The sequence below is a fragment of the Kitasatospora sp. NPDC008115 genome (genome assembly GCF_042957205.1).
Lineage (GTDB): Bacteria > Actinomycetota > Actinomycetes > Streptomycetales > Streptomycetaceae > Kitasatospora.
In genome coordinates, this window is sequence record NZ_JBIBHU010000027.1 from 1 (window position 1) to 26,791 (window position 26,791).

Annotated in this window: 23 protein-coding genes; 18 read left to right on the top strand and 5 right to left on the bottom strand. The window is 75.9% G+C overall.

The annotated features are described in order from the left end of the window. Positions 1-91: 91 nt before the first annotated feature. The 3 genes from ACFZBX_RS28715 to ligD form a co-directional block, all read right to left on the bottom strand. Positions 92-973, bottom strand: coding sequence for an aminoglycoside phosphotransferase family protein (locus tag ACFZBX_RS28715; RefSeq protein ID WP_391536706.1), 882 nt, complete (start codon positions 971-973; stop codon positions 92-94). Beyond that, a complete protein-coding gene (locus tag ACFZBX_RS28720; RefSeq protein ID WP_391536707.1) occupies positions 970-1,611 on the bottom strand; it encodes a GNAT family N-acetyltransferase in 642 nt (213 codons plus the stop codon). Before ACFZBX_RS28720 ends, ACFZBX_RS28715 begins: the two co-directional genes overlap by 4 nt. 66 nt (positions 1,612-1,677) lie before the next feature. Next, complete coding sequence (gene ligD, locus ACFZBX_RS28725) at positions 1,678-2,688, bottom strand: non-homologous end-joining DNA ligase (protein WP_391536708.1); 1,011 nt, start codon at positions 2,686-2,688, stop codon at positions 1,678-1,680. A gap of 66 nt (positions 2,689-2,754) precedes the next feature. Here ligD and ACFZBX_RS28730 point away from each other — a divergent pair, with 66 nt between their 5' ends. Next, positions 2,755-3,816: an ATP-dependent DNA ligase gene (locus ACFZBX_RS28730; RefSeq protein ID WP_391536709.1), complete on the top strand. Its 1,062-nt coding sequence runs from the start codon at positions 2,755-2,757 to the stop codon at positions 3,814-3,816. Between the two features lie 26 nt (positions 3,817-3,842). Here the strand turns inward: ACFZBX_RS28730 and ACFZBX_RS28735 are convergent, their stop codons facing one another. Then, positions 3,843-5,276, bottom strand: a complete 1,434-nt coding sequence (locus ACFZBX_RS28735; RefSeq protein ID WP_391536710.1) for a serine hydrolase domain-containing protein — start codon at positions 5,274-5,276, stop codon at positions 3,843-3,845. Positions 5,277-5,559: 283 nt separating this feature from the next. Between ACFZBX_RS28735 and ACFZBX_RS28740 the strand changes: the two genes are divergently transcribed. The 5 genes from ACFZBX_RS28740 (at position 5,560) to ACFZBX_RS28760 (ending at position 11,189) form a co-directional block, all read left to right on the top strand. Further along, complete coding sequence (locus ACFZBX_RS28740) at positions 5,560-6,456, top strand: ATP-binding cassette domain-containing protein (RefSeq protein WP_391536711.1); 897 nt, start codon at positions 5,560-5,562, stop codon at positions 6,454-6,456. Continuing rightward, positions 6,453-7,109: a hypothetical protein gene (locus ACFZBX_RS28745; protein WP_391536712.1), complete on the top strand. Its 657-nt coding sequence runs from the start codon at positions 6,453-6,455 to the stop codon at positions 7,107-7,109. The genes ACFZBX_RS28740 and ACFZBX_RS28745 overlap by 4 nt, the downstream gene beginning before the upstream one ends. A 350-nt stretch (positions 7,110-7,459) precedes the next feature. After that, positions 7,460-8,488: an L-threonine 3-dehydrogenase gene (gene tdh / locus ACFZBX_RS28750; RefSeq protein ID WP_391536713.1), complete on the top strand. Its 1,029-nt coding sequence runs from the start codon at positions 7,460-7,462 to the stop codon at positions 8,486-8,488. A gap of 62 nt (positions 8,489-8,550) precedes the next feature. Further along, on the top strand, positions 8,551-9,744 hold the full coding sequence (locus ACFZBX_RS28755) for a glycine C-acetyltransferase (protein WP_391536714.1): 1,194 nt from the start codon (positions 8,551-8,553) through the stop codon (positions 9,742-9,744). Positions 9,745-10,271: 527 nt separating this feature from the next. Beyond that, positions 10,272-11,189, top strand: coding sequence for a LysR family transcriptional regulator (locus tag ACFZBX_RS28760; RefSeq protein ID WP_391536715.1), 918 nt, complete (start codon positions 10,272-10,274; stop codon positions 11,187-11,189). A 37-nt stretch (positions 11,190-11,226) separates the two neighbouring features. Here ACFZBX_RS28760 and ACFZBX_RS28765 read toward each other — a convergent pair whose 3' ends face one another. Then, positions 11,227-11,757, bottom strand: coding sequence for a hypothetical protein (locus tag ACFZBX_RS28765; protein WP_391536716.1), 531 nt, complete (start codon positions 11,755-11,757; stop codon positions 11,227-11,229). 146 nt (positions 11,758-11,903) lie between these two features. On the opposite strand from ACFZBX_RS28765, the gene ACFZBX_RS28770 reads away from it, so the two are divergent. From ACFZBX_RS28770 to ACFZBX_RS28825, 12 genes are all read left to right on the top strand, one after another. Next, positions 11,904-12,482 carry a helix-turn-helix transcriptional regulator gene (locus ACFZBX_RS28770; protein ID WP_391536717.1) on the top strand — a complete coding sequence of 193 codons (579 nt, stop codon included), beginning with the start codon at positions 11,904-11,906 and terminating at the stop codon, positions 12,480-12,482. Between the two features lies 1 nt (position 12,483). Beyond that, positions 12,484-14,466 (top strand): BTAD domain-containing putative transcriptional regulator, encoded by a 1,983-nt coding sequence (locus ACFZBX_RS28775; RefSeq protein WP_391536718.1) that lies wholly within the window; start codon positions 12,484-12,486, stop codon positions 14,464-14,466. 120 nt (positions 14,467-14,586) lie between these two features. Continuing rightward, positions 14,587-14,712 (top strand): hypothetical protein, encoded by a 126-nt coding sequence (locus ACFZBX_RS28780; protein ID WP_391536720.1) that lies wholly within the window; start codon positions 14,587-14,589, stop codon positions 14,710-14,712. Positions 14,713-14,870: 158 nt separating this feature from the next. Then, the gene (locus tag ACFZBX_RS28785) at positions 14,871-16,151 is read left to right on the top strand and encodes a glycosyltransferase (protein WP_391536721.1); all 1,281 of its coding nucleotides are present in this window, start codon (positions 14,871-14,873) and stop codon (positions 16,149-16,151) included. Continuing rightward, a complete protein-coding gene (locus ACFZBX_RS28790; protein WP_391536722.1) occupies positions 16,057-17,010 on the top strand; it encodes a DUF6895 family protein in 954 nt (317 codons plus the stop codon). Before ACFZBX_RS28785 ends, ACFZBX_RS28790 begins: the two co-directional genes overlap by 95 nt. Continuing rightward, positions 17,007-18,200: a radical SAM protein gene (locus ACFZBX_RS28795; protein WP_391536723.1), complete on the top strand. Its 1,194-nt coding sequence runs from the start codon at positions 17,007-17,009 to the stop codon at positions 18,198-18,200. Before ACFZBX_RS28790 ends, ACFZBX_RS28795 begins: the two co-directional genes overlap by 4 nt. Further along, positions 18,197-19,219: a DUF6895 family protein gene (locus ACFZBX_RS28800; RefSeq protein ID WP_391536724.1), complete on the top strand. Its 1,023-nt coding sequence runs from the start codon at positions 18,197-18,199 to the stop codon at positions 19,217-19,219. Before ACFZBX_RS28795 ends, ACFZBX_RS28800 begins: the two co-directional genes overlap by 4 nt. Next, the gene (locus ACFZBX_RS28805; protein WP_391536725.1) at positions 19,216-20,631 is read left to right on the top strand and encodes an MFS transporter; all 1,416 of its coding nucleotides are present in this window, start codon (positions 19,216-19,218) and stop codon (positions 20,629-20,631) included. The genes ACFZBX_RS28800 and ACFZBX_RS28805 overlap by 4 nt, the downstream gene beginning before the upstream one ends. Beyond that, the gene (locus tag ACFZBX_RS28810) at positions 20,628-23,927 is read left to right on the top strand and encodes an AAA family ATPase (RefSeq protein ID WP_391536726.1); all 3,300 of its coding nucleotides are present in this window, start codon (positions 20,628-20,630) and stop codon (positions 23,925-23,927) included. Before ACFZBX_RS28805 ends, ACFZBX_RS28810 begins: the two co-directional genes overlap by 4 nt. Then, a complete protein-coding gene (locus ACFZBX_RS28815) occupies positions 23,924-24,808 on the top strand; it encodes a S8 family serine peptidase (protein WP_391536727.1) in 885 nt (294 codons plus the stop codon). Before ACFZBX_RS28810 ends, ACFZBX_RS28815 begins: the two co-directional genes overlap by 4 nt. Continuing rightward, entirely contained in the window at positions 24,798-25,439 is a 642-nt protein-coding gene (locus tag ACFZBX_RS28820; RefSeq protein WP_391536728.1) for a GAF domain-containing protein, read from the top strand. Before ACFZBX_RS28815 ends, ACFZBX_RS28820 begins: the two co-directional genes overlap by 11 nt. Then, positions 25,432-26,484 carry a RimK family alpha-L-glutamate ligase gene (locus ACFZBX_RS28825; protein ID WP_391536729.1) on the top strand — a complete coding sequence of 351 codons (1,053 nt, stop codon included), beginning with the start codon at positions 25,432-25,434 and terminating at the stop codon, positions 26,482-26,484. The genes ACFZBX_RS28820 and ACFZBX_RS28825 overlap by 8 nt, the downstream gene beginning before the upstream one ends. Positions 26,485-26,791: the final 307 nt, after the last annotated feature.

The following is a 26,791-nucleotide window of genomic DNA, read 5'->3' on the forward strand; positions in this document are numbered from 1 at the left end:
GGCTCCACACCTACAATCACCACCGCGGACACACCGCACTCGCAGGCAAACCACCCACCAGCCGCGTTCCCAACCTCACGGGCCAGAACACCTAGAGCCGCGCCCGCTGGAGCCCCGCCAGGTCCCGCAGGAACAGCGTCGCGGCGTCCCGGTGGCCGGCGGCCAGGCGCGGGGCGGCGATCACCACCGCCGTCGCCCGGCACCAGGCCAGCACCCGCTCGGCGTCCGCGCCCGGCACCAGCGCCGCCAGCCCGGCGATCCGGGCCGCCAGCGCGGCGTGGGTGGCGACGCCGTCGAGCACCCAGTCGACCAGGTCGAAGTCCGGGTCGCCCAGACACGCGCGCGGGTCGATCGCCACCGGACCGTCCGGGCCGAACAGTACGTTCGCCGGGTGCAGGTCCCCGTGCACCAGCGCCACCGGGCCCCCGGCCCCGGTCAGCTCACGGGCCAGCGCCCGCGCGTCGGCCGTCGGCACGCTCGGGGCCCGGCGCCCGGTCAGCTCGAACAGGAAGTCCAGCCGCTCCGCCATCGACGGCAGGTCCACCCCCGCCGCCGGCACCGACCGCAGCGCGCCCAGCACGCCCGCCACCTCCGCCGGCCGCCAGCCGCGCTCGCGCAGCGACGTCCCCGGCGCGACGTCCGCGAGCAGCAGCGCGGCCGACCCGGCGTCGTACTCCAGCAGCCCCACCACCGACGGCACGTCCCGCCACGCGGACAGCGCCGCCGCCTCCTGCCGGGCCACCGCCGCGTCCGGCGTCAGCTTCAGCCACACCGCCGCGCCGTCGGCGAGCCGCGCACAGCGGAACACCCGCGCCGTGCCGCCCCCGCCAGCCGCCCGCACCGCCAGCCCCCAGCGGGCCGCCAGTGCCTCCACCAGGTCCGGCAGCCCCGCGCACCACGCCTCGGCCGACGGCCCGAAGCGCGTCACCAGCCGCGCCCGCACCTCCTCGGACACCACCGCCGACGCGCTCACGGCCGCCCCACCACCAGGAGCGTCTCCGCGCCGACCGGCCGGTAGCCGGCCGCCTGGAACGCCCGCACGCTGGTCGCGTTCCCCGGCGCCTGCTGCGACCACAGCCGCTCGCCCTCCGGCAGCAGGTGCCGGGCCGCCAGCGCCAGCGCCCGCCCCAGACCGCGCCCGCGCGCCGCCTCGTCCACCTCGATCGCGCACTCCCAGCGCCCCGCCACCCCGCGTCCCAGCACCAGCACCCCGAGCCCGCCGTCCGCCTCGAACACCCGGACGTCCTCGCGGTAGCGCAGCGCCCGCACCACCCGCGGATGCTCCCGGTCCTCCACCGCCCGCACCTCCAGCGGCGGCGCGCCCGGCAGCCGGTCCGCGACCGTCAGCAGGTCGATGTTGCCGTTCACCCGCCCCGTCCGCTCGGCGAACGCGCTCAGGAACGGCGGACAGAGCGGCGCCGCGAGCGGGTCGCCCGGCACCGCCGCCACCGCGGCCCGCACCCACGCCGGGTCCTCGTCCGTGAACACCACCGCGTGCGCGGAGAACGACACCACCCCCGCCTCGCGCGGCGAGGGCTGCGCCACCACCGTCACCGACCCGTCCGCCGGTGGGAACACCCCGCCCGCCGCGTCCTCCAGGATCTCCCGCAACCCCCGTGCACCCACTGCGCGCCCACCCCTCCGTGATCTTCGTGGGCACCCAGCCTAAGGCCGTCCTCAGGTCCTCTTCCGCGCCCGGCTCGGCTGCACCCGGGTCGGCTCGCCCGCCGCCTTCGGGTGGTCCGGCGGGTACGGCAGCTCGCCGTGCGCGCCCTCCGCGACCTGCCGCTCGTACAGCTCCAGCAGGCCCTCCAGCCGGAACGGCTCGTCCTCCATCCCCGCGTGCACGTCCCCCAGCTCCGCGAACCTGGCCGGCAGCGTCCGCAGGTCGAAGTCCTCCGGCAGCACGTCGTCCAGCTCCTCCCAGCGCAGCGGCGCCGACGCCGTCGCCCGCGGCCGCGCCCGCAGCGAGTACGCCGAGGCGATCGTCCGGTCCCGCGCCATCTGGTTGTAGTCGACGAAGATCCGCTCCCCGCGCTCCTCCTTCCACCACGCCGTCGTCACCCGCCCCGGCAGCCGCCGCTCCAGCTCCCGGCCCAGCGCGATCACCGCGTGCCGCCCGTCCGTGAACGACCACTCGGGCACCAGCGGCACGTACACGTGCAGGCCCCGCCCGCCCGAGGTCTTCGGCCAGCCCCGCAGCCCCTGCTCCTCCAGCACCGCCCGCAGCTCCTGCGCCGCGCGCACCGCGTCCTTGAAGTCCGTGCCCGGCTGCGGATCGAGGTCGATCCGCAGCTCGTCGACGTGCTCGGTGTCCGAGCGCCGCACCGGCCACGGGTGGAACGTCAGACACCCGAGGTTCGCCGCCCACAGCACCGCCGCCGGCTCCGTCGGGCAGATCTCGTCCGCCGAGCGGCCGCTCGGGAACGCGATCCGCGCCGTCGGCAGCCACTCCGGCAGGCCCTTCGGCGCCCGCTTCTGGTAGAAGAACTCGCCCTCCACCCCGTCCGGGAATCGCTGCAGCGTCGTCGGCCGCTCCCGCAGCCCGCGCAGCACGCCGTCCGCCACCGCCAGGTAGTACTCCGCGACGTCCAGCTTGGTGAACCCGCGCTCGGGGAAGTACACCTTGTCGGGGTTCGACAACCGGACGGTGCGCCCGGCGACATCCAGTTCCACGGCAGAGCCCATGCCACTCACGCTAAGCGCGCCCAGCCCGCCGCGCGCCCCGGGGCGTTCGGCGCGAGGATCGGGACCATGGACCTGCCCGTCATGCCGCCCGTCGCCCCGATGCTCGCCAAGTCCGTCGCGAAGATCCCGCCCGGCATGCAGTACGAGGCCAAGTGGGACGGCTTCCGCACCATCGTCTTCCGCGACGGCGACGAGGTCGAACTCGGCAGCCGCACCGGCAAACCCCTCACCCGCTACTTCCCCGAACTCGTCGAGGCCCTGCGCCGCGAGACCCCCGGCCGCTGCGTGCTGGACGGTGAGATCGTCATCGCCCGCGACGGCCGGCTGCGCTTCGAGGAACTCCTCGAACGCATCCACCCCGCCGCCAGCCGCGTCAGGACCCTCGCCGAACGCACCCCCGCCTCCTTCGTCGCCTTCGACCTGCTCGCCCTCGGCGACGACGCCCTCCTCGACCGGCCCCTCGAAGCCCGCCGCCGCGCCCTGGAGACCGCCCTCGCCGACGCCGCCGACCCGGTCTTCACCGCCCCCACCACCACCGACCGCGAGCTCGCGGGGACGTGGTTCTCCCAGTACGAGGGCGCCGGCCTCGACGGCATCGTCGCCAAACCCCTCGACCAGCCCTACCGGCCCGGCGAACGCGCCATGTACAAGATCAAGCACGAGCGCACCGCCGACTGCGTCGTCGCCGGTTACCGCGAGCACAAGAGCGGCCCCGTCGTCGGCTCCCTCCTCCTCGGCCTGCACGACGCGGACGGCCGCCTCCAGCACGTCGGCGTCTGCGCCGCCTTCCCGATGGCCCGCCGCCGCGAACTCGCCGAGGAACTCGCCCCGCTGCGCACCACCGACCTGGCCGGCCACCCCTGGGGCGCCTGGGCCGACGAGGCCGCCCACGCCGAGGCCCGGCTGCCCGGCGCGACCAGCCGCTGGACCGGCGGCAAGGACCTCTCCTGGGTCCCGCTGCGCCCCGAACGCGTGGTCGAGGTCGCCTACGACCACATGGAGGGCACCCGCTTCCGGCACACCGCCCAGTTCCGCCGCTGGCGCCCCGACCGCACGCCCGACGGCTGCACCTACGAGCAGCTGGAGGAGCCGGTCTCCTACGACCTGGCCCGGGTGCTCGGCGGCTGAGCGTGGCCGAGCGCGGCCGAGCGCGCTCAGGCCGACTCCTGCGGAGGCTTCACCGTCGAGGAGGCCTTCACCGACGGCGACTCCGACGGCTCCTGCGTCCCCGGCCCGTCCGCGTCCGGGTCGTCCGCGTCCGCCGGGACGGCCGGCAGGTCGTAGACGTTCCCCGGCGAGACGACCTCGGTGATCGCCTTCGCGAACAGCGTCGACGGTGCCGAACCCCGGTACTCGACGTCCGTGTTCAGCAGCACCACCAACGACGCCTGCGCCGACGGCAGGTACACCACCACCGACTGGTAGCCCGGCAGCGAACCGTTGTGCCCGATCCACCCGTGGTTGTAGAACACCCCCAGCCCGTACCAGGTGCCCGGCACCTGCGACGGCTGCGGCTCCAGGCGCTGCGCCTGGGTCTCCGGCTTCAGCAGCGACCCGGTGGCCAGCGCCTTCGCCCACTTCTTCATGTCCGCCTGGTCCGAGATCGCCGCCCCCGCCGCCCACCCCCAGGACGGGTTCCAGTCCGTGGCGTCCGTGATCGTCCCGTCCGCCGTCTGGTCGGTGTAGCCGCGCGCGTGCGGCTGCGGGAAGGCGTTGTCCGTCGGGAACACCGTGCGGTCCAGGTCCGCCGGCTGGAAGACCTCCTTCCTCAGGAACTCCCCGAGCGGCTGCCCGGCCACCTTCTCGATCACCTTCCCCAGCAGCACCGTGTTGGTGTTGGAGTACTCGAACTCCGCGTCCGGCGCGAAGTTCACCGGGTGCCGGAAGGCGTACGCGAGCAGCTGGTCGGGGGTGAACGCGCGCTGCGGATCGGCCTGGAGGGTGCGGACGAAGTCCTCGTCCTGGGTGTACGAGAACAGGCCGCTGCGCATGTCCGACAGCTGGCGCAGCGTGATCGTCTCGCCGTTCGGCACGCCCGTCAGGTACTTGCCGACCGGGTCGTCCAGGCCGACCTTGCCCTGGTCCACCAGACGGAGCACACCGGTGACCGTGAAGGTCTTCGTCAGGCTGCCGACCCGCATGTTGAGCCCGGTCACCATGGCCGTGCCCGGCACCCGCTCGGAGACCCCGAAGGCCTTCAGGTACTCGCCCTGCGGCGTCGACACGTTGACGATCACGCCCGGCACCGAGGCCTGCGTCAGCACCCGCTGCACCGCCTCGTCCAGCTTCGCCGTCACCTCCGGCGTCAGCGGGACCGTCGTCCCGCTCGCCGTGGCGGCCGGGGGAGTGGGCGTCGGCGGCGACGGGCTCACCGGTGTGACGGTCGCCTTCGGGGAGGCGCTCGCCGTCGGCGTGGGGCTCGCCGCCGCCGCTGCGGCCGTCACCGCCCCGGCCGGCGGAGGTTCGGACGGCGAGCCGGCCGAGCACCCGGCGCCGGCCGCCAGTGCGGACAGCGCCAGCAGCAGCGCGAGTGGAACGGCGGGCCGCCGCCGGGGAGTCGTGGCTCGGGCCGTCGCACGGTTCGTCATCTTCGGGGCGCCTCTCTGGGCCGGACGGGCCCGGAGCAGCGCTCCACGGGCCCGCAAGGGGGAGCGTTCGCCACCGTATGCGCGCCCGTCGCGCCGCGCGCGCCCACCGCCCGCCCGCTGGACCGAACGGCCCCACGCGTCAGCCACCCGCCGCAACCCCGCTCGCGCGCTGCCGCCGGGCGCCGGTCGCCGTCACCGCGCGCCCCCGCCACGGTTACCCGCCCCCTACCGGCGGGCGGGTAGGGTGCCCACCGCCGGACCCGACGGGAGGGGGAACACCGAGGTGCTGCACTGCGAAGCCGTCGCCGTCGGCAAACGCTACGGACGCGGGCCCTGGATCCTGCGCGACGTCGACCTGCGGCTCGCCCCCGGCGACGTGCTCGCCGTCCTTGGTGCCAACGGCTCCGGCAAATCCACCCTGCTGCGCATCCTCGCCGGCCTCACCCGCCCCACCACCGGCCGCCTCACCGGAGCCGTCACCACCGGCCGGGCCGCCGTCGGCTACGTCCCCGACCGGTTCACCGCCCACGAACGCCTCACCGCCGCCGGCTACCTCACCCACCTGGGCCGCATCCGCGGCCTGCCCACCGCCACCGCCCGCCACCGCGCCGGGCAGCTGCTCGAACGGCTCGCGCTGGTCGGCGGGCCCGACGCCGCGCTGCGCACCCTGTCCAAGGGCAACGCCCAGAAGGTCGCGCTCGCCCAGGCGCTGCTCGTGCCGCCCGACCTGCTGGTGCTCGACGAACCCTGGTCCGGCCTGGACGCCTCCGCGCACACCGTGCTCGCCGAACTCATCGCCGAGACCGCCGCCGAGGGCGGGGCGGTGGTCTTCACCGACCACCGGGAAGCCCTCGCCGAGGCGCACGCCACCGCCACCCGTGCGATCGCCGACGGCCGGGTGGCCCGGAGTGCGTCCGGGGCCTCGTCCGCGCCGCCCGCGGAGATCGTCCTCGGCGGCCCCGGCACGGCCGCACCCGACTGGCCCGCCCTGCCCGGGGTCCTCGCGCTCACCCGCCGGGGCTCCGAACTGCACCTGCGCGTCGAACCGGCGCACGCCGACGCCGTGCTGCTCGCCGCCCTGCGCCACGGGTGGTCCGTCCGCGCCGTCTCCCGGCCCGCCGCTGCCGGCACCGGACCGGCCCCCGCCCCCGCCCCTGCCCCGAGGACCGCCGCCCGATGACCGCCCTCGTCCGCTACCGGCTCACCACCCTGCTGCTCTCCCAGCGCTACCTCGCCCCGCTGCTCCTGTTCACCGCCCTGGTCGCCGTCCTGACCGGCAACGACACCGGCCCGCTCACCGCCGCCCACGGCGCGGCCGCCGCCGCGATGCTGCTCGCCGCCACCTGGCTCACCATGGCGCTCGGCGGCCTGGAGGACCGGCCCCACCGCGCGCTGCTCACCGCCGCCACCGGCGGCCCGCGCCGCCTGCTCACCGGCACCGTGCTCACCGCGCTGCTCGGCTGCCTGCCGCTCACCGCCCTCGGCCTCGCCCTGCCGCTGCTCGTCGGCACCCACAGCCCCACCGCCGCCGACCTGCTCCTCGGCACCGAGGCCCAGCTCACCTGCGCGTTCACCGGCACGGCCGTCGGCCTGCTCGCCTCCCGGCCGGTGGTCCGCCGCCAGGGGCACGGCCTGCTGCTCGCCCTCGGCCTGCTGTTCGCGCTCACCGTGAGCAAGGGCCTGCCGCCGGTGAACCTGCTGCTCACCCGGCTCTCCGCGCACCAGCGCTCGGCGGACCTGCTCGCCTCCACCGCCCTGCTGCTCGCGCTCGCCGCCGCCCTCCTCGCCGCTGCGGCGGCCCTCGCCCACGCCGTCGCGGCCCGCCGGGACTGATCCGGGACTGATCCGGGACGACCGCGGACGACCCGGCACGACGGCTGACCGCACCGGGGGCGCGCGCCCACCGGCACAGCGCCCCGCGTGCCCCGAACGCGCCCCGCGCGCTCCGCCGTCGGAGTGCCGACCGGCACGCCGCGACGGCCCCGGACGCCTGCTCGGGCACGATCGTTTAGCCGAGCTGTCGCGGCCCTTAAGAATTCCTCGATGGACCGCACCCCCTCCCACCAGGCAGATTTCTGCCTGCCCGGAATGCGGACGCCATCGGCGCCGCCGACCGCCACCGACCGGGCCCCGCCGGCCTGCCCACACCAGGCCGCCCCCACCGTGCGTCAGGAGCCACCGCCGTGAAGGCACTCGTCAAGCAGAACGCCGAGCCCGGACTCTGGCTGATGGACGTCCCGACCCCGGTGATCGGCCCCGGCGAGGTCCTCATCAAGGTGCTGCGCACCGGTATCTGCGGCACCGACCTGCACATCCGCAAGTGGGACGGCTGGGCCCAGCAGGCCATCAGGACCCCGCTGGTCCTCGGCCACGAGTTCGTCGGCGAGGTCGCCGAGATCGGCGCGGGCGTCGCGGACATCGCGGTCGGCGACCTGGTCAGCGGCGAGGGCCACCTGGTCTGCGGCAAGTGCCGCAACTGCCTGGCCGGCCGCCGCCACCTCTGCCGCAACACCGTCGGCCTCGGCGTCAACCGCGACGGCGCCTTCGCCGAGTACGTCGCGCTGCCCGCCTCCAACGTCTGGGTCCACCGGGTTCCCGTCGACCTCGACGTCGCCGCGATCTTCGACCCCTTCGGCAACGCCGTGCACACCGCGCTCTCCTTCCCGCTGGTCGGCGAGGACGTGCTGGTCACCGGCGCAGGCCCGATCGGCATCATGGCCGCGGCCGTCGCCAAGCACGCCGGCGCCCGCAATGTGATGATCACCGACGTCTCGCCGTACCGCCTCGACCTCGCCCGCAAGGTCGGCGTCTCGCTGGCGCTCGACGTCTCCGAGCACACCATCGAGGAGGGCCAGCAGAAGCTCGGCCTGCGCGAGGGCTTCGACGTCGGCCTGGAGATGTCCGGCCGCCCCGAGGCGCTCCAGTCGATGATCGCCAACATGACCCACGGCGGGAAGATCGCCATGCTCGGCCTGCCCGCCGAGGAGTTCCCGGTCGACTGGGCCTCCGTCGTCACCTCGATGCTCACCATCAAGGGCATCTACGGGCGCGAGATGTTCGAGACCTGGTACGCGATGTCCGTCCTGCTGGAGGGCGGCCTCGACCTCAGCCCCGTGATCACCGGTCGCTACCCCGCCGCCGACTTCGAGGCGGCCTTCGACGAGGCGGCGAGCGGCCGCTGCGGCAAGGTCATCCTCGACTGGACCGCCTGATCCCCCCTCGCTCGCCAGACACCCTCGCCACCCCCGCGTTGCCACCCCGCTTAGGAGCAGCTGTGTTCGACACCGTGCGCGACGACCTCGCCGCCACCCTCGACGAGATCCGCGAGGCCGGCCTCTTCAAGCCGGAGCGGGTGATCGGCACTCCGCAGAGCGCCGCCGTCACGGTCACCGCCGGCGGCACCCCCGGCGAGGTGCTCAACTTCTGCGCCAACAACTACCTCGGCCTCGCCGACCACCCCGAGGTGCTCACCGCCGCCAAGGACGCCCTCGACCGCTGGGGCTACGGCATGGCCTCGGTCCGCTTCATCTGCGGCACCCAGGACGTGCACAAGGAGCTGGAGGACCGCCTCTCCGCGTTCCTCGGCCAGGAGGACACCATCCTCTACTCCTCCTGCTTCGACGCCAACGGCGGCGTCTTCGAGACCCTGCTCGACGAGCGCGACGCCGTCATCTCCGACGCCCTCAACCACGCGAGCATCATCGACGGCATCCGGCTCTGCAAGGCCCGCCGCCACCGCTACGCCAACCGCGACCTCGCCGACCTGGAGCAGCAGCTCAAGGAGAGCCAGGACGCCCGCCGCCGCCTGATCGTCACCGACGGCGTCTTCTCGATGGACGGCTACGTCGCCCCGCTGCGCGAGATCTGCGACCTCGCCGACCGCTACAACGCGATGGTCATGGTCGACGACTCGCACGCCGTCGGCTTCGTCGGCGCGAACGGGCGCGGCACGCCGGAGCTGCACGGTGTGCTGGACCGGGTCGACATCATCACCGGCACGCTGGGCAAGGCGCTCGGCGGCGCCTCCGGCGGCTACGTCGCCGCGCGCCGCGAGATCGTCGCGCTGCTGCGCCAGCGGTCGCGGCCGTACCTGTTCTCGAACTCGCTCGCGCCGGTGATCGCCGCCGCCTCGCTGAAGGTGCTGGACCTGGTCGAGCAGTCGAACGAGCTGCGCGAGCGGCTGGCGGCCAACACGGCGCTGTTCCGCTCGAAGATGACCGAGGCGGGCTTCGAGATCCTGCCCGGCGACCACCCGATCGCCCCGGTGATGATCGGCGACGCCGCCAAGGCCGGCCGCCTCGCCGAGCTCCTGCTGGAGCGCGGCGTCTACGTGATCGGCTTCTCCTACCCGGTCGTGCCGCACGGCCAGGCCCGGATCCGCGTGCAGCTCTCCGCCGCGCACACCACCGAGGACGTCGAGCGCGCCATCGCCGCCTTCATCGACGCCCGCGCCGCCCTGGGCGAGTAACCGCCCACCCCCCGAACGCCCGTGGCGCGCCCGCTCGGAACCGGCCGCGCCACGGGCTCACCACCTCACCCCCCGGAACCACCTGCCCCACCCTCCCGCCGACGGGAGTGGAAAGTCGGCCCACCCGACTTCCCACTCCCGTTCGCGGTTTCCAGGGCGGTCTCCCTCCGCTCGGCCACGGCTCTGCCGAGTACTTTGCAAAGTCACAGAAACTTTGCAAAGTACTCGGCAAACGCCCTTGAGATGCCGAGAGCCCTTGGGGGCACAGGGCCCCGTATGACTCCCGGGTCCTCAGACTTTGCAAAGTGCATACTTTGCAAAGTTCGGGGCGCTCCGGGCTGTGCCCTGCCCGGAGCGCCGCTGTCGCCGGCCGCCGTGCGGGTGTGGTGCCGGGGAGTCGCAGGGGTTGGGCGGATTGCCTTGCTGGAGCAGGAAGTCGGACCGGCCGACTTCCTGCTCCCTGTCCCGTCCTCACGGGATCGTCACCCGTGGGCCGGGGGGTGTGGGGGCGCTGGCAGAATTGGGGTGTGATCGACGCGAGACGGCTGCGGACCCTGCGAGCGGTGGCGGACCACCGGACGGTGACCGCTGCGGCGGCCGCGCTGTATCTCACGCCCTCGGCCGTGTCGCAGCAGTTGGCCGCGTTGGAGCAGGAGACCGGTCACCATCTGCTGGCCCGGGAGGGGCGGGGGGTGCGGCTGACGGCGGCCGGGGAGATCCTGCTCGGGCACGCCGACGCCGTGCTCGCGCAGTTGGAGCGGGCGGAGGCGGACCTGGCCGCCTACAGTGCGGGCGTGGCGGGTGAGGTGACCGTCGCGTCGTTCGCGACCGGGATCTCGCTCGTGCTCGCGCCGGCGATCGGCACGCTGGCCGCGCGGGCCCCCGGTGTGCGGCTCAAGGTGCTCGACGCCGAGGGGGACGCCAGCCTGCCGATGGTGCTCGACGGCCGCGCCGATCTCGCGGTGGCGGTCGAGTACCGGGGCGCCCCGCGTGCCGACGACGCCCGGCTCACGCGCGTCCCGCTCTACGCGGAGCCGTTCGAGGCGGTGCTGCCCCTGGCGCACCCGCTGGCCGCGGAGGAGGGGCCGATCGCGGTGGCCGACCTCGCCGACGAGCCGTGGATCGGCCCCTACCCGGGCAACCCGTGCCACGACGTGGTGCTGCTGGCCTGTGAGCACGCCGGGTTCCAGCCGCGGCTGGTGCACTCCTCGGACGACTTCCGCGCCGTGGTCGCCCTCGCCTCCGCCGGTGCGGGTGTGGCGCTGGTGCCGCGCTCGGCGCTGCTCGGCGTCGACCTGGGCCGGGTCGCCGTGCGCCCCGTCGACAGCGCGCTCGCCACCCGCCGGGTGTTCGCCGCCGTGCGGGCGGGTGCCGACGGGCACCCGCTGATCCGGCCGGTGCTGGACGCGCTGGCCGACGCCGCCCCCGCCGCCGACCGGCGCTGATCGGGGCTGATTCGGCGGGCGACGGGCAAGCGGGCGGTCAGCCGGCGAAGTACGGTTCGTAGCGCGCGTCCTCCGGTGTGTGGACCAGGACGTACTCCTCGCCGGAGCCGACGCCCGTGACGACCTCGTGCAGCCGCGCCAGGACCTCGGCCTCGGTGGGCAGGGCCAGCCCGAGCGCGGCGGCCGCCCGGTCCCGCCGCGCGGCCAGGTCCGGCATGTCCTCCAGGTACTCGGCGGCCGCCCGCGCGCTCTCCGCCGGGGAGAAGCCGCCGCAGTCCCGCCACCAGGGCACGACCAGCAGCAGCCGCAGCAGTTCCGGCAGCCCGGCCGCGAGCAGGGCGGCCCGGCCCTCGGAGTCGGCGTACAGGACCGGACGCTCCTCGCCGCCGTCGCCGCAGAAGAAGAAGGTGCCCCCGGCCCCGTCCCCGGCGAACCCCTCCAGCGCCGCCCCGGACGCGAGGTGGACCTCCTCGCCGTGGTCCCCGCGGGCGAGGTCGAAGTCGCCCGGCCAGTCGAGGAAGCGGGCGGCCTCGGCGTGCCGGGTGATGGCGGTGATGAGTGACGACATGCCGGGCACGGTACCCGCCGGCACCGACAGCGGAACCGGTGCGGCGGTGGCATGCTCCGGGCACGTCCGCCCTCTTGCCGGTGCCCGGTGCGGGCGTCAGCATGAGGGCACCGCAGTGATGTGTCGCCGGAGGGGGGATCCTGTCGATGGGTGGTGGGGATCCGGTGTGTCCGGCGTGCGGTACGCCCCGCGTACCGCACGGGCTGCCGCCGCGGCCGACGGCGGCGGCGCTGTCGCTGACCGGGTCGCTGACCCCGCGCGAGCGCGCGGTGCTGCACCTGCTGGGCCTCGGATACGACAACCGATCGATAGCCTACGAACTGCATATCAGCGAACGCACCGTCAAACGGTTCGTCACCGCCATTCTGGCGAAACTGGGACTCCGGTCAAGACTGCAGGCGGGACTGCTCGCGCTGCTTCTCGCGGCCGCCGTCCCCGAGCCCTCGGACGGCGCGGATTCCTGGCCCAAAGGTCTCATGGACGGCCCCCCGGGCGGCGGTGATGATGATCTGGCACCCGACAAGGAGGGGACCATGACCTTTGACGCCCTCGCGGCCCTCCGGCAGGCGGGCAACCCGGTCGACCTGCTGACCCTGGAGCAGCGGGACGTGCTGTCCCGGCTCACCGAGGACGAGGTGGCCGTCCTCAATTCCGTCAAACAACGGCTGGACGCCGTTTCGGACGCCGATGTGGAAGGGCATTCCTTCGTCATCAAGTTGGCGTGAAATGGCGGTCGGATTCGGGATTCTCGGCCCGCTCCGCGTGCTGGAGAACGGCCGGGAACTCGACCCGGGATCACGGAAGCAACAGATCCTCCTGGCGGCCCTGCTGTCCCACGCGAACACCCGGCTGTCGGCCGACGCCCTCGTCGAGGCGCTCTGGGACGACGCGCCGCCGCGCACCGCCCGCAAGAACCTCCAGGTGTACGTCTGCGGACTGCGCCGGCTGGTCGGGGCCGAGCCGGGGAGCACCACCGAGCCCGCCGGGCCGCCAGGGAACGTTCCGGAGCCCGCCGCGCCGGCTGCGCGGATCAGCCACCAGGCCGGCGGCTACGTCCTGCACACCGCGGAGGACGGCCTGGACGCGCTCCGCTTCGAGCGGCGGGCCAGGGCCGGGGCGCTCGACGAGGCGCTGCGGCTGTGGCGAGGCCCGGCCCTGGACGGGTTCCGGGACGTCCCGCTGATCGACGCGGCCGCGCAGCGCCTGGACCGCCGGCACCTCTCGGTGTTCGAGGACTGGCTGGACGCCGAACTCGCCGCGGGGCGCGGGGCGGTGGCGATCGAGCGGGCCACCGAGACCGCCCAGCGCCACCCGCTGCGCGAGCGGCTGCGGATGCTGCAGATGACCGCGCTGTGCCAGGCCGGGCGGCGCTCCGAGGCGCTCGCCGTCTACGACGAGCTGCGCCAGCTGCTCGCCCAGGAGCTCGGCCTGCCGCCCAGCCCGGCGCTGGCCCGCTTCTACCGGGCGCTGCTCTGCGACGCAGGCCCGGTGCTGCCGCGACCCGCCGCGCCGACCGTCCCCGCCGCCGCCCCGGACGCGCTCCCCGGAGCCGTCGGACCCCCCGGAGCCCTCGGAGCCGTCGGACCCGCCGGAGCGGTCGGAGCTGCCGGGCCGCCCGCCGCCGAGGGCGAGGTGCCACCGCACCTGCTGCCCACCGACCCGCCCGCGTTCACCGGCCGCACCGCCGCCGTGCACCGCCTGACCGAGGCGCTCACCGGCGACGCCGGCCGGCTCGCCGTGCTCACCGGACCGCTCGGCGCCGGGAAGACCGCGCTCGCCGTGCACACCGCGCACCGGCTCGGCGAGCGCTTCCCGGACGGCCGGCTGTTCGTGCGGCTGCGCGGCGACGACGGCCGGCTGCGCCCGCTGGAGGACGTGCTGCGCCAACTGCTGGCCGCCGCCGGGCGCGGCGGCGCACCCCCCGGGCCGGCGCACCGATCCGACCCGCGCTGGGCCTGGCAGCTCTGGCTGACCGGCCGCCGCGCCCTGGTGGTGGTCGACGACGCCCGGCGCGAGTCCGAGGTCCGGCCGCTGCTGCCGGAGGCCGGTGGCAGCGCCGTCGTGGTGACCGCCCGGCCCCGGCTGATCGGCCTGGAGGGCGCCCACCGGTTCTCGCTGCCGCCGTTCTCGGAGGACGAGGCGGTGGAGTTCCTCGGGCGGACCATCGGCGCCGACCGGGTCGAGGCCGACCGCGACTCCGCCGCCCGGATCGTGCGCGCCGCCGGGCTGCTGCCGCTCGGGGTGCGGCTGGTCGCCGACCGTCTGGCCTTCCTGCGGCACGTACCGCTGAGCGAGTACGGGGCCCGGCTGACCGGCGGGCGCGCCCTGCTGGACGAACTGTGCGGGGGAGACCCGCTGGTGCGGGTGCGGCTGGCCGGGTCGGTGGGTGAGCTGCCGGAGGCCGGGCACCGCGCGGTGCTGCGGCTCGGGCTGCTCCCCGGCCCGGTGTTCACGCCGGAGCAGGCCGCCGAGGTGCTGGACTGCGACGCGGGGACGGCGGCCCGGACCCTGGAGGGTCTCCTGGAGGCCAGTCTGCTCACCGTCGCCGGAGCGGACGGCCCGGCGAGCGGCCCGGCGGACGGCCACCCGGACGGCGCCGCGTCCGCCCCCTCGGGCGCCGTGCGCTTCGCGATGCCGGCGCTGCTCTACGCGTACGCCCGCGAGCGGGCCGCCCGGGCGGCCGAGCGGGTGCCGGTGCGCCACCGGTGAACGGTAGCTGACCAACCGTCATACCGAAATCGAACCACCGGAAAAGCGCCGCCATACCGGGGCTCCCTACGGTGGCCCCGGGCCGGCGTAGCGGACGCCGCACTGCAGAGGGAGGACAGCATGCCCGAGTCCATCAACCCGGAGCCGACCGAGGCCGACGAGGACGTCGACGTCGTGGCGCACGGCATCGAGGAGGACGGCCTCGTCGAGGACGTCTGCGTCATCAACAACAGCGCGGCGCTCTGACGCGGTCCCTAGGGACCTGGCGTTCTGACGCCCGAGCGGGCCACCCGGCCCCCGGCCCGAGCCGCCGGCGGCCGGGTGGTCCGCTCGCCTCCCGTCCGGCCGTCAGCAGACCCGCGCGCCCGAGTCCGGCACGACCCCCGCCCCGGCCCGGAGGCTCCGTGAACATCCTGCTCTGCCCGCTCAGCGACGGCGGCTACCTCTACCCGGCGCTCGCCGCCGGGCGCGAACTGCGGCGCCGCGGCCACCGGGTCTCCGTACTCGGCCGGGCCGCCGCCGCGCCGTTCGCGGCCGAGGCCGGCCTGCCGTTCGCGGCGGCGGAGGGGTTCGGCGGCGGGGGCGCCTTCGATGCGGCCCGCTGGGGCGTCACCGGGCTCGAACAGTACCGGGCCACCGTGCGCGCCGCCCGGCAGGCGGGCGCCGACCTGCTGCTCACCTCGGTGCTCTGCAACGGCGCCCTGCTCGCCGCCGAGGCGCTGGACGTCCCGGTGGTGGTGCTCGGACTCTCGATCCACCTGTGGACCTACCGCTCCGGCGGCGCCGACGAACCGCAGTACGGGCGCAGCCGGGAGAACCGGACCCGCGAGACCCTGGCGCTCTACGCCGCCACCCGCGAGCGGGCCGGGCTCCGGGGCCGCGGACCCCACGGGACGACACCCGCCGACACCCCGCTGCTCGGCGACGCGACGCTGCTCCGGGGCGTCCCCGAACTCGAGTACCCAGGAGCCGAGTTGCCTCCCCGGGTGCACCATGTCGGCCCGCTCGCCTGGGAGCCCGCCGCCGACCCGGCCGAACTCGCCGCCGTCGACGCCTCGTTGGGCCGCACCGGCAAGCCCGTCGTCTACGTCCACCTCGGCCGCTTCTTCGGCGGTGGCACCCCCTGGCCCCGGCTCAACGCCACCTTCACCGGCGGCCGTTACCAGGCCGTGGTGGAGCAGGGCCGCACCGGGGACCCGCGGCCCGGTCCGGACGCCGACATCCTGCTCGTCCGCAAGCCCTGGCTGGGTCCGCTGGTCGAGCGCGCCGGACTGGTCATGACCGCCGGCACCTCCGCCCCCGTGCTCGGCGCCCTGCTGCGCGGGCGCCCCCTCGGCGTGACGCCCAACGGCTCCGAGCAGCCGGTGCTCGGCGGCGCCCTGCTGCGCGCGGGGGCCGCCGTCCACCTCCCGCGCGCGCCGGGACCGGACCCGGCCGGGCCGCTCGACGCGGCCTGGCGGGACGACCACCTGCGCGCCCGCGCCCGCCGCCTCGGCCACCGGCTCGCCGCGGCCGAGGCCGACAGCGCCCGGCGCGCCGCCGACCTCCTCGAGCGCACCGCCCGGCAGCCCGCAACCTCAAGGGAGAACCATGGGTACTCGACCAGCCGGACCGGACCTCGCGGCCGTAACGAGCCTGTCGGCGGGAGCGCGGCGGTGGATCGGACGGCACTGCGGCTACCTTGACGACCCGTCAGGCCGAGCCGAACTCCCCCTGACGCCCCGGGTCAAGGCGCTGTTGCAACTCGCCCTGCTGCACCGCGCCTGGACGAAGGCCGACCCGGCCGACCCCGACCTCGCCGGGGTCGCCGCCACGCTCGGCCGGGTCTGGCGCAGCCCCGACCACCCGCGCCTGCTCACCGCCGAGCCGCGCTACGCCCGGCAGTTCCAGCTGATGTACGGCGCGCTCGCCCCCGCGGGTCTCGCCGCCGACGGCCCGCACCGCGCGGCCCTCGCCGAGGCGGTCGCGGGGGACTTCCTGACCCCGCGCCGCAAGTCGCCCTTCCTGCAGCTGGAGACCCGCTACTACGCCGAACTGGCGGGTGCGCCGCACCGGTTGGCCGACTATCCGGAGCTGTACCGGATGAGCCGGCTGGCCGCCCACACCGACGAACGGCCGCTCGCCGAGCTGGACGTGTGCAACGTGACCCACACCGTCTTCCACCTTGCCGACTTCGGCTTCCGCAACCCCGGCCTGGACGCCGCCGACCTCGCGCACGTCCGCGACCGGGTCCAGCGCCTCACCGAGCAGTGCGTGCGGCGCGGTGAGTGGGACCTCACCGGAAAGCTGCTGCTCGCCCAGTACTGCCTGGGCCTCGACCCGTCGGCCACCCCGTCCGGGGCGGCCGGCCTGCGGCTGCTCGCCGAGGCCCAGGCACCCGACGGTGCCATACCCGGCCGCTCCGCCGACGACCGGGCGGGCGCCGACGCCGGCCCCGTCGCCCACTTCCGGGCCTCCTACCAGTCCACCCTGGTCGTCGCACTGGCGACGGTGGTCCTGCTGCACACCCGGGACGCCGTCCCGGCGACGGCGGGTGCCCGGTGAGCCCGGCGCGGACCGCCGCCGGGAGCGGCGCCCGCCTGCTCCGGGGCGAGCGGAACTGGTGGTTCCTCGGCCCCGGCGGCGGCCTCGCCCGGCTGCGCCCGGGCCAGTTGACCGCCGACGGCGAGCTGCGCCCCGGCACCGAACGCCGGCTGCGCGAACACGGCCTGCTGACCGCCCCCGCACCGCGCAGCTACGCGCTGACCGTCCTCACCAGCACCCACTGCAACCTCGGCTGCGGCTACTGCTTCCAGAACACCGGCCAGGACGCCGACGGCGGCAGCCGCCCGCCCCGGATCGCCCGCACCCGCCTGACCTCGCGGACCATCACGGACATCCTCGACTTCACCGAGCGCCGGATGGTCGAAGCCGGCCTGGAGCAGTTGCGCATCCTGCTGTTCGGCGGCGAGCCGCTGCTCAACCCGCGCGGCTGCCTGGAACTCCTCGAACGCGCCGCCGGCCACGGTCTCGCCTCCGCCTGGATGATCTCCAACGCCACCCTGCTCACCCCCGCGCTCGCCGAACGGCTCGCCGAGCGCGGCCTGCGCTCCGTCCAGGTCACCTTCGACGGCGACCGCCCCGACCACGACCGGATCCGGATCCGGCGCACCGAGGGCGGCGGCACCTTCGACACCATCGTCGGCAACCTCGCCCGCGCCTCCGAGGCCTCCCCGCTGCGCTGGCAGCTGCGGGTCAACGTCTCCCAGGAGACCTACCGGGGCGTGGACGCGCTGGTCGACCGGCTCGCCGGCGCCCTCGACCCGGCCCGCTGCACCCTCTACTTCGCCCAGGTCGGCGACGTCGGCGTCGGCTACGGCAACGACCTGCGGCACACCCGCGAGCTGTCCGGGCGGTTCAGCCGCTGGCAGCGGCGGGCGCTGGAGGCGGGCTTCACCGTCGCCCGCCCGCAGGCCCACCGGCCGTGCGCCACCTGCGGCCACGGCGACGGCCGCTACGGCGCCGTGGTGAGCGCCGACGGCACCCTGGCCAGCTGCTGGGAGACGGCGGGCAAGCCGGACTGGGAGGTCGGCACCGTCACCGGCGGCTACCTGCCGGCCGCCCTCACCCGGGACCGCTGGGTCGGCTGCGAGGACCTCTACCGGCGCGAGGAGGACCGGCGCACCCTCGCCGCCTTCCACGACACGGTGGACGCCGCGCTGCTCGACTACCTGGACGAGACGGGGCGCCTGTGACCACGGCATCCGCCCTCCACCACGCCCGCGGGCTGCGACGGCTCTCCGACGGGGCCCTCGGCTGGATCGGCCGCCACCTGGACCACTTCGACCCGTTCACCGCGCGCGGCCCGGCGTCCGAGCGGCCGGCCGCCGGACCCGGCGGCGCGCACCGCCCGGCCAAGGCCGCGCTGGAACTCGCCCTGCTCACCCATTGCTGGACCCGCCTCGACGGGGGCGCCGACCCCCGCCGCGCCGAGGCGACCGCCCGGGTCCGCGAGATCTGGCGCCACCCCGGCTTCCCGGCCCTGCTCACCGCCGAGCCGCGCGCCGCCGTCCAGTACCGGCTCGCCTGCGCCGCCTTCGCCCCCGCCGGGACGGCGGACGCGCCCTTCCGCGCCGACCTCGCCCTGCTCACCCCGGCCGACCTCTCCCCGGCCGGGCGCTCGCCCTACCAGCGGCTGGAGCTGCGCTACTACGCCGACAAGGCGGGCGTGCCGCACACCGTCGAGCCCTACGCCGACCTCGCCGCCCGCAACGTCCTGGTCGAACTCCCCGCCACCGCGCTCGCCCGCGCGGCGCGCCGAGACCTCCACAAGGGGCGGGCGGACGCCGCCGCCCGCCCCGACGAACCTCCCGTCACCGTGCCCGAGGCGTACGCGCTCACCCACTCCGGCTTCTACCTCAGCGACTTCGCCCGCACCGGCCCCGGCCTGCCGGAGGGCGCCGTCGCCGACGCGGCGGCCCTGGTCGCCCGGCTGCTCGACCACTGCGTGCGGCACGACTGGTGGGACCTCGCCGCCGAACTCGTGATGACCCAGGTCTGCCTGGGCCTGGACGCCCTGGGCACACCCGGGGGCGCCGCCGCCGTCGACCTGCTGGCCCGCGCCCAGCGCCCCGACGGCTCCCTGCCCGGACGCTCCGCCGCCACCCGCGCCGGCGCCGCCGACCCGCCCGCCGCGTACTTCGCCAAGGCGTACCACACCACCCTGGTGACCGCCCTGATGACGCTGCTGCTCGCCAAGGCGGACGCCGGATGAACGCCCTCACCAGGCTCCGGCCGACCCTCATCAGCCCCACCTACACCCGCCTCTGGTTCGGCCAGGCGGTCTCCTCCGTCGGCGACGCGGTGTTCAGCACCACCCTCGTCCTGTGGGTGGCCACCGTGCTGGCCGAGGGCAGGTCCTGGGGCCCGCAGGCGGTCAGCGGCGTCGTGCTCGCGACCAGCGCCGCCGTGATGTTCGTCGGGCCGCTGGCGGGCGTCTTCGTCGACCGCTGGGACAAGCGCGCCACCATGCTCGGCACCGAGGTGCTGCGCGGCGTCCTGGTGGCGGCGCTGACCGCCGTCTCCTTCGTCCCGGTCGAGGACCTGCCGGCGGGCGTCTGGCTCGCCCTCGTCTACGCCACGGTGCTGGCGCTCAACGCGGCGAGCCAGTTCTTCACCCCCGCCCGGTTCTCGGTCATCGCGGAACTGGTCACCGACGAGGCCGACCGCGCCCGGGCCGCCGGGCTCGCCCAGGCGACCGGGCAGACCGCCTGGATCATCGGCCCGCCGCTCGCCGCGCCGCTGCTGTTCGCGGTCGGCCTGCAGTGGGCGCTGCTGTTCAACGCGCTCTCCTACCTGGTCTCCTACCTCGCCATCCGCGGGGCGGACCTCACGCCCGCCGCCGCCCCCGCCGACTCCACTGCCCCCGCCGGCCCGAAGCCGCCCGCCAAGGCTGCCAAGGCCGCCGAGGCCGCCGAACGGCCCGGCCTGTTCCAGGACTTCGCCGCCGGACTGCGCTTCTTCGCCCGCAGCCGCTTCCTGGTCGCCCTGCTGCTGCTCACCGTGATCGGCCAGCTCGGCACGGGCGCGCTCAGCACCCTCAACGTCTTCTTCGCCACCCGGAACCTGCACGCCTCCGCAGAGCTCTACGGCTACCTGGGCATGGCGATGGGCATCGGCGGAATCGCCGGCGCCCTCGCCGCCGGGCGGGTGGTGCAGTGGATCGGCGCCCGGCGGACCACCTGGATCGGGCTGATGGCCAGCGGCGCGCTGCTGGTGCTGTACTCGCGGCAGACCGGCTTCCCGGGCGGCGTCGCGCTGCTGTTCGTCTTCATCGTGCCGATCACCATGCTGAACACCGCCATGGCGCCGCTGCTGCTGGCCGCCACCCCGCAGGAGTTCCGGGGCCGGGTGGTCGCGGTGTTCTACCCGGTCACCCGGCTCGCGGCGATGTTGACGGCGGTGCTGTCCGGCTGGCTGGCGGGCAGCGGACTGCGGGACTTCGCGGGCTCGGCGGCCGGGCTGCGGTTCGGGCCGATCGACACCGTCTTCGCGGTGTCCGGACTGCTGATCGTGCTCGCCGGCGTCTACGCCCGGTTCGCGCTGCCGGTTGCGGACAAGTCCCCGGCACCCGAGCCCGCGGCGCCCGCCGAGCCGGCCGAACCCACCCTGGAGGGCCGGCCGTGAGCTGCGCCGCGTGCGGCCACCGCACCGCCGAGGCCGACCGGTTCTGCGCCGGCTGCGGCGCGCCGCTCACGGCCGCCGCCGCCCCGCCCGAGCCGCGCGAGTCACGCCGCAAGGTGTCCATGCTCTTCCTCGACATCGTCGGCTCGACCACCCTCGCCGAACGCCTCGACCCCGAGCCGCTGCGCCGCGTGATGGACCGCTACTTCGCCAGCTGCGGCGCCCGCATCGCCGAACACGGCGGTGTGGTCGAGAAGTTCATCGGGGACGCGATCCTCGCCGCGTTCGGCGCCACCGTCGCGCACGAGGACGACGCGCTGCGCGCCGTCCGCGCCGCCACCGGCGCGCTCGACGCGCTGGCCGGCCTCACCGCCGAACTCGCCGCCGAGTACCAGGTCCGGCTGGAGGCCAGGGCCGGCATCTGCACCGGCAACGTCGTGGTGATCACCCGGCCGGGGGACGACTTCCGGGTCGTCGGCGACTCCGTCAACACCGCCGCCCGGCTGCAGACCGCCGCCCGGCCGGGCGAGGTGCTGGTCTGCGCGGACACCGCCGCGATGGTGCGCTCGCGGGTCGGCGTCGAACCCGTCGAACCCCTCGAACTCAAGGGCAAGTCCCGTCCCGTGCCCGCCTGGCGGATCACCGCCCCCGGGGCGGCGGCCGACGTGCCCGCCCCGCTCACCCCGTTCATCGGCCGCGCCGAGGAGTTGGCGGCGCTCGCGCACGGCTACCGGCAGGCCCGCGAGCGGCGGCAGGTCCGCCTCGCCACCGTCGTCGGCGCGCCCGGCATCGGCAAGTCCCGGCTGGTCCGCGAGTTCCTCGCCGCACTGCCGGACGGCGAGGCCGTGGTGCTGTCCGGCCGCTGCTCCGCCTACGGTCGGGGCATCACCTACCGGCCGCTCGCCGGGATGCTCGACTCGCTGCCCGGCGGCCGGTCCGCCCTCGCCCGCCTGCTCACCCGGGACGGTGGAGGCGAGAACGGTGACGGCGAGAACGGTGACGTCGACGGCGCGGAGTCCGCCCGCACCCGGCGCCTGGTCGCCCGCACCCTCGCCGCCGTCGACGGGTCCGCGCCCGCCGCCGACGGACCGGGGGAGCACGACCCGGAGCCGGCCGTCGGCGTCGCGGACATCGCCTGGGCCGTCCGCCACCTGCTGGCGGTGCTCGGCCGCTCCCGCCCGGTGGTCCTGGTCTGGGAGGACCTGCACTGGGCCGAGTCGACCCTGCTCGACCTCGTCGAGGAGATCGCCACCTGGCTGCGCGACGTGCCCGTGCTGCTGCTCTGCCTCGCCCGCCCCGAGCTGTTCGAGCTGCGCGCGGGCTGGGGCGCCGGCACACCGCACGCCCTCACCGTCGACCTCGGGCCGATGACCGGGGAGCAGACCGCCGAGCTGGTCGGCGCCCTGGCGCTGCGGGACGAGGTCCATCCGCAGCACGACCGGGCCCATGAGCACCGGGAGTTGACCGGCCGGGTGATCGCCCTGTGCGACGGCAACCCGCTCTTCGCCGAGCAGTTGATGGACGTCTTCGCCGAGACCGCCCCCGGCACCCAGGTGCCGCCCACCGTGCAGGCCCTGCTCGGCGCCCGCCTCGACCGGCTCCCCGGCACCGAACGTGGTGTGCTGGAACTCGCCGCCGTCGTCGGGCGCGAGTTCACCCGCGCCCAGCTGCGCGCGATGGCCGAGGCCGACGGCACCGCCCCGCCCGCCGCCGACGAGGTGACCGCCCGCCTCGCCCGCCGCCGGGTCTTCGAGCCCGGCCCGGCCGGCACCTACCGCTTCGCCCAGGCCCTGCTGCGCGACACCGCCTACGAGTTCACCCCGAAGACCCGCCGCGAACGCTGGCACGACTTCCTCGCCGACCGGCTCTCCCGGGAGCTGCCGCCGGACCCGATGGCCGTCGCCTACCACGTCGAGGCCACCAGTCTGCTCCGCCGCCAACTGCGGCCGGGCGACCAGAGGCTGCCCGATCTGGCCGGCCCCGCGGCCGGCACCCTGATCGCCGAGGGGATGCGGGCGCTGGCCCGCAAGGACCTTCCGGCCGCCGTCCAACTCCTGGAACGCGGGAGGGCGTTGCTGCCCGGCGGGGACCCGGCGCACACCGCGCTGGCACTGCACGTCTGCGACGCCGGGATCTGGTTGCAGGACGAGGCCCGCTGCCGGGCCGCGCTCGCCGCCGCCGAGGCCGCGCTGCCCGACGACCCGCGCGCCGCCGCCACCCGCGCGGTCCAGCGCGGCATCGTCGCCCTGCGGCTCGGCCTCGCCGCGCCCGCCGAGGTCGCCGCCGACGCGCGCCGCCTCACCGAGCTGCTGGACCGCGACCCCGGCGACGACCTCAGCTGGTGCCGGCTGCACCAGTTGCGCGCCCACCTCGAACTCGCCGCCGAGCGCACCGCCTCCGCCGAGCGGTCCTTCCGCCTCGCGCTGGCCCGCGCCCGGGCCCTGGGCGACGGCTACGAGGAGGACCGACTGCTCTGCGCCGTCTGCGAGTTGGCGCAGTGGACGCCGACCCCGGTGGCCGCCTCGCTGGAGCTGTGCGCCCTGCTCGGCCGGCGCTTCGCCGCCAACCGCTCGTTGCTGATCCCGGTGCTCGTCGCCCGCGCCCACCTGGAGGCGCTGGCCGGCGACGTGGCGGGCGCCCGGCGGACCCTCGCGGAGGCGCTCACCTACTCGCACGACGTGCACGCCGACCTCGCGGACGCGGTGGTGCTGGACGCCGCGGGCTTCGTCGAGTCGCTGGCCGGCGCCCACGGCGCCGCCGAGGCGCGCTACCGGCAGAGCCTCGGTGTGCTGCGCGCCGCCGGGCACGTCCCGGACACCCGGACCACCGAGGTCGCGATCGCCCGCGAGCTGTTCGCCCAGGGCCGCACGGCCGCCGCCGCAGCAGCCCTGAAGGCCATGATGCCGCTGGACGACGGCGACGGCGACGGCGACGACGAGGACAGCGGCGACGGCGGAGGCAACCCGCGAGCCCGGCTCGGCGCGGCCGCCCTGCGCGGCCGGATCGCCTCCGCCCGGGGCCGGCACGCCGAGGCGCTGGCCGCGGCCGAGTCGGCGCGGACGCTGAGCGCCGGCTGCGACGACCCCTGCCTGGTCGGGGAGACGCTCCTGGACCGGGCGATCGTGCTCCGGGCGGCCGGCCTGGCCGAGCGGGCGACGGCTGAAGGGACCGAGGCGTTGCGGATGTTCGAGGCCAAGGGCGCCACCCTGCCCGCCGGACGGGTCCGCGCCTGGCTGGCCGCCGGGGCGCCCGGACCGGCGGGACGGGCGCAGCACCAGGACGGGGGCGAGGGCCGATGACCGACCTCCGCCTCCCGCCGTGGCGCCGCCCGGCCCGCGACCACTTCCCGGGCGTGCCCGCCTGGAGCCTGCCCGTCTCGACCGTCCCGCAGGAGCCCTTCGACATCAGCCCGCTCGGCGGCCACCTCACCCAGGACTGGGCCTGGGGCGGCGCGGACGGCTCCGGGGTGCGCGTCTGCGTCCTCGACAGCGGCATCGACGCCGACCACCCGCTGGTCGGCGGCCTCGACCGGTCGATGGACGTGGTCAGGGACGAGGACGGCGCGCTCGCCGTCGTCCCCACCGAGCCCGGCGACCTGGCCGGCCACGGCACCGCCTGCGCCAGCGTCATCCGCTCCCTCGCCCCCGCCGCCGCGCTCACCTCGGTCCGGGTGCTGTCCGGCGGCCGGCACGGCAGCGGCGCAGCCCTGCTCGCCGGGCTCACCTGGGCCATCGAGCAGGGCTACGACGTCATCAACCTGAGCCTGTCCACCACCAAGACGGAGTTCTGCGACGCCCTGCGCGACCTCGCCGACTCCGCCTACTTCCGCCGCTGCGTCATCGTCGCCTCCGCGCACAACATGCCGGTGCGCAGCTATCCGTGGCCGTTCGCCTCGGTCATCTCGGTGGCCAGCCACGACAGCCCCGACCCGATGACCTACTACTACAACCCCTCACCGCCGGTGGAGTTCTACGCCCGGGGTGTGCGGGTGCCGGTGGCCGGCCCCGGTGGCCGGCAACTGCTCAGCACCGGGAACAGCTTCGCGACCCCGCACATCGCGGGCATCTGCGCGCTCATTCTCAGCAAGCACCGCTCGCTCACCCCCTTCCAGCTCAAGTCCGTCCTCTACCTGGCCGCTGAGAACGTAGCCGTACCCGATGGAGGTGCGCGTGTCGACTGACCCGTTGGAGAGTGCCGACATCCGCCGGCGCAGACTGCTCCAGTCGATCGTGGAGGTCGCGCGCAGCGTGTTCGGCGCCGCCGCGGCCTCCGTGCTGCTGGTGGACGAGAGCGACGGCGACCTCGTGTTCGAGGCGGTCGCGGGGGAGGGCGAGCACCATCTGCTCGGCACCCGCTTCCCGGCCGGCACCGGCATCGCCGGCTGGGCGCTGATGACGGGCCAGCCGGTGGTGGTGGACGACGTGGCGCAGAGCCCGCAGTTCGCCCGCTCGGCCGCCGAGTCCACCGGCTACGTGCCGCGCGGCATCATGGCCGCGCCGCTGATCTGCGACGGCGACTGCATCGGCGTGCTGTCCGTGCTGGACCGCGACAGCCGGCCGCGCTGCGACCTCGGCGACCTGGCCTCGCTGGGGCTGCTGGCCACCGAGATGGCGACGGTGCTGGAGCTCCTCGTGGTGCTGCGCTCGGCCGCGCCGGGGCCGGTGCCCGCGAAGCCGCCGGCCCTCGACCTGGCGGTGCTGCAACGCGTCGCCGACCGCCTGCCGCACGCCCCCGACCAGGTGGCCGCCACCGTCACCAAGCTGCTGGCGATGGCGGACGACCTGCTCGCCACCGTCGACACCGATGCCTGACGCCTCGCCCTTCCTTGCCCAACTCGACGACCCGGCCCGGGTGTTCGACGCGCGACCGGGCGGCCCGGAGCCGTGCGTGCTGCTGCTCAGCCGCGCCTGCGACAGCGACCTCGACCCGGTGGCGCGACTGCTCGCCGGCGCGGGCGTGCGCACCGTCCGGCTGAACGCCGAGGAGCTGGCCGCCACCTCCCTCACCGTCACCGCCGACGGCCGCTCGGTGCGTCTGAACGGACGACCGCTGGCGCCCACCGTCACCTGGATCCGCCACTTCGCGCCCTCCGCCGTCACCGACGATGCCTACGCTGTCACCGATGGTTCGGGCACCGCACGCGGCGCCTTCCTGCGCGACTCCTGGTCGGCGGCGGCCGGACAGCTGGCGGCGCTCGCCGGCACGGCGATCCGCCCCGACCGCCCCGGCGTGCTCTGTCAGCTGCGGCTCGCCCGGCGGCACGGCGTCGCCGTCCCGCGCACCGTGCTGACCACCGACCCGCACCTGGTCCGCGACGCCTTCGACGGGCCCCGGGTGGTCGTCAAGGCGGCCCACCACCACTTCGTCGAGCCGGTGCCGGGCCGGCTGCACGGGATCTTCCCGACCGTCCTGGACCGCGCCGCCCTGACCGGGGGCCCGCGCCCCGGCCCGCCGGTGCTCGTCCAGGAGTACATCGAGCACGAGGCCGAGCTGCGGGTGTACTTCGTCGACGGGCGGCTGCACGCCTTCGAGGTCGGCAAGGCGGACCCCGCCGACCCGTGGACCGCCCCCGAACGGCTCACCGTGCGCGCGCTGCCCTCGCCGCCGCCGGAGGTGGCCGCCGCGACCCGGTCCCTGGCGGCGGCGCTGGACCTGCGCTACGGCGCGTTCGACTTCCTGACCGGCGCCGGCGCCCCGGTCTTCCTGGAGGTCAACCCGGACGGCGACTGGCGCTGGGCCGAGCGCCGGGCCGGCGGCACCCCGGTCACGGCCGCCGTCGCCGCGATGCTCGCCGCGCTGCACCGCGCGGCGGTCCGGGACCTCCGCGTCCACGGGGACCGGACCCGGACGGCGTGAGCGGCGGCGGACGGGGTAGCCGCGAGTGGCACACGAGAGGAGCGATCCGCCGTGGGAACCCCGCCGAACGACCCCGTGCCGCCCAGCCCCACCCCGGCTCCCGGACCGGGACCCGGGCCCGGACCGGGTCCGCTGCCCGGACCGGTGCCCGGTCCCGGCGGGCCCGACCCCGTGCCGCCCGCCCCGCCGCAGCCGGAACCCGATCCGCTGCCCCCGCCCGCGCCCCGTCCGGACCCGCGCCCGCACCCGCACCCGGGACCGCTGCCCGGGCCGGGGCCCGCCCCCGCGCCGGTGACCCGGGCCGTGA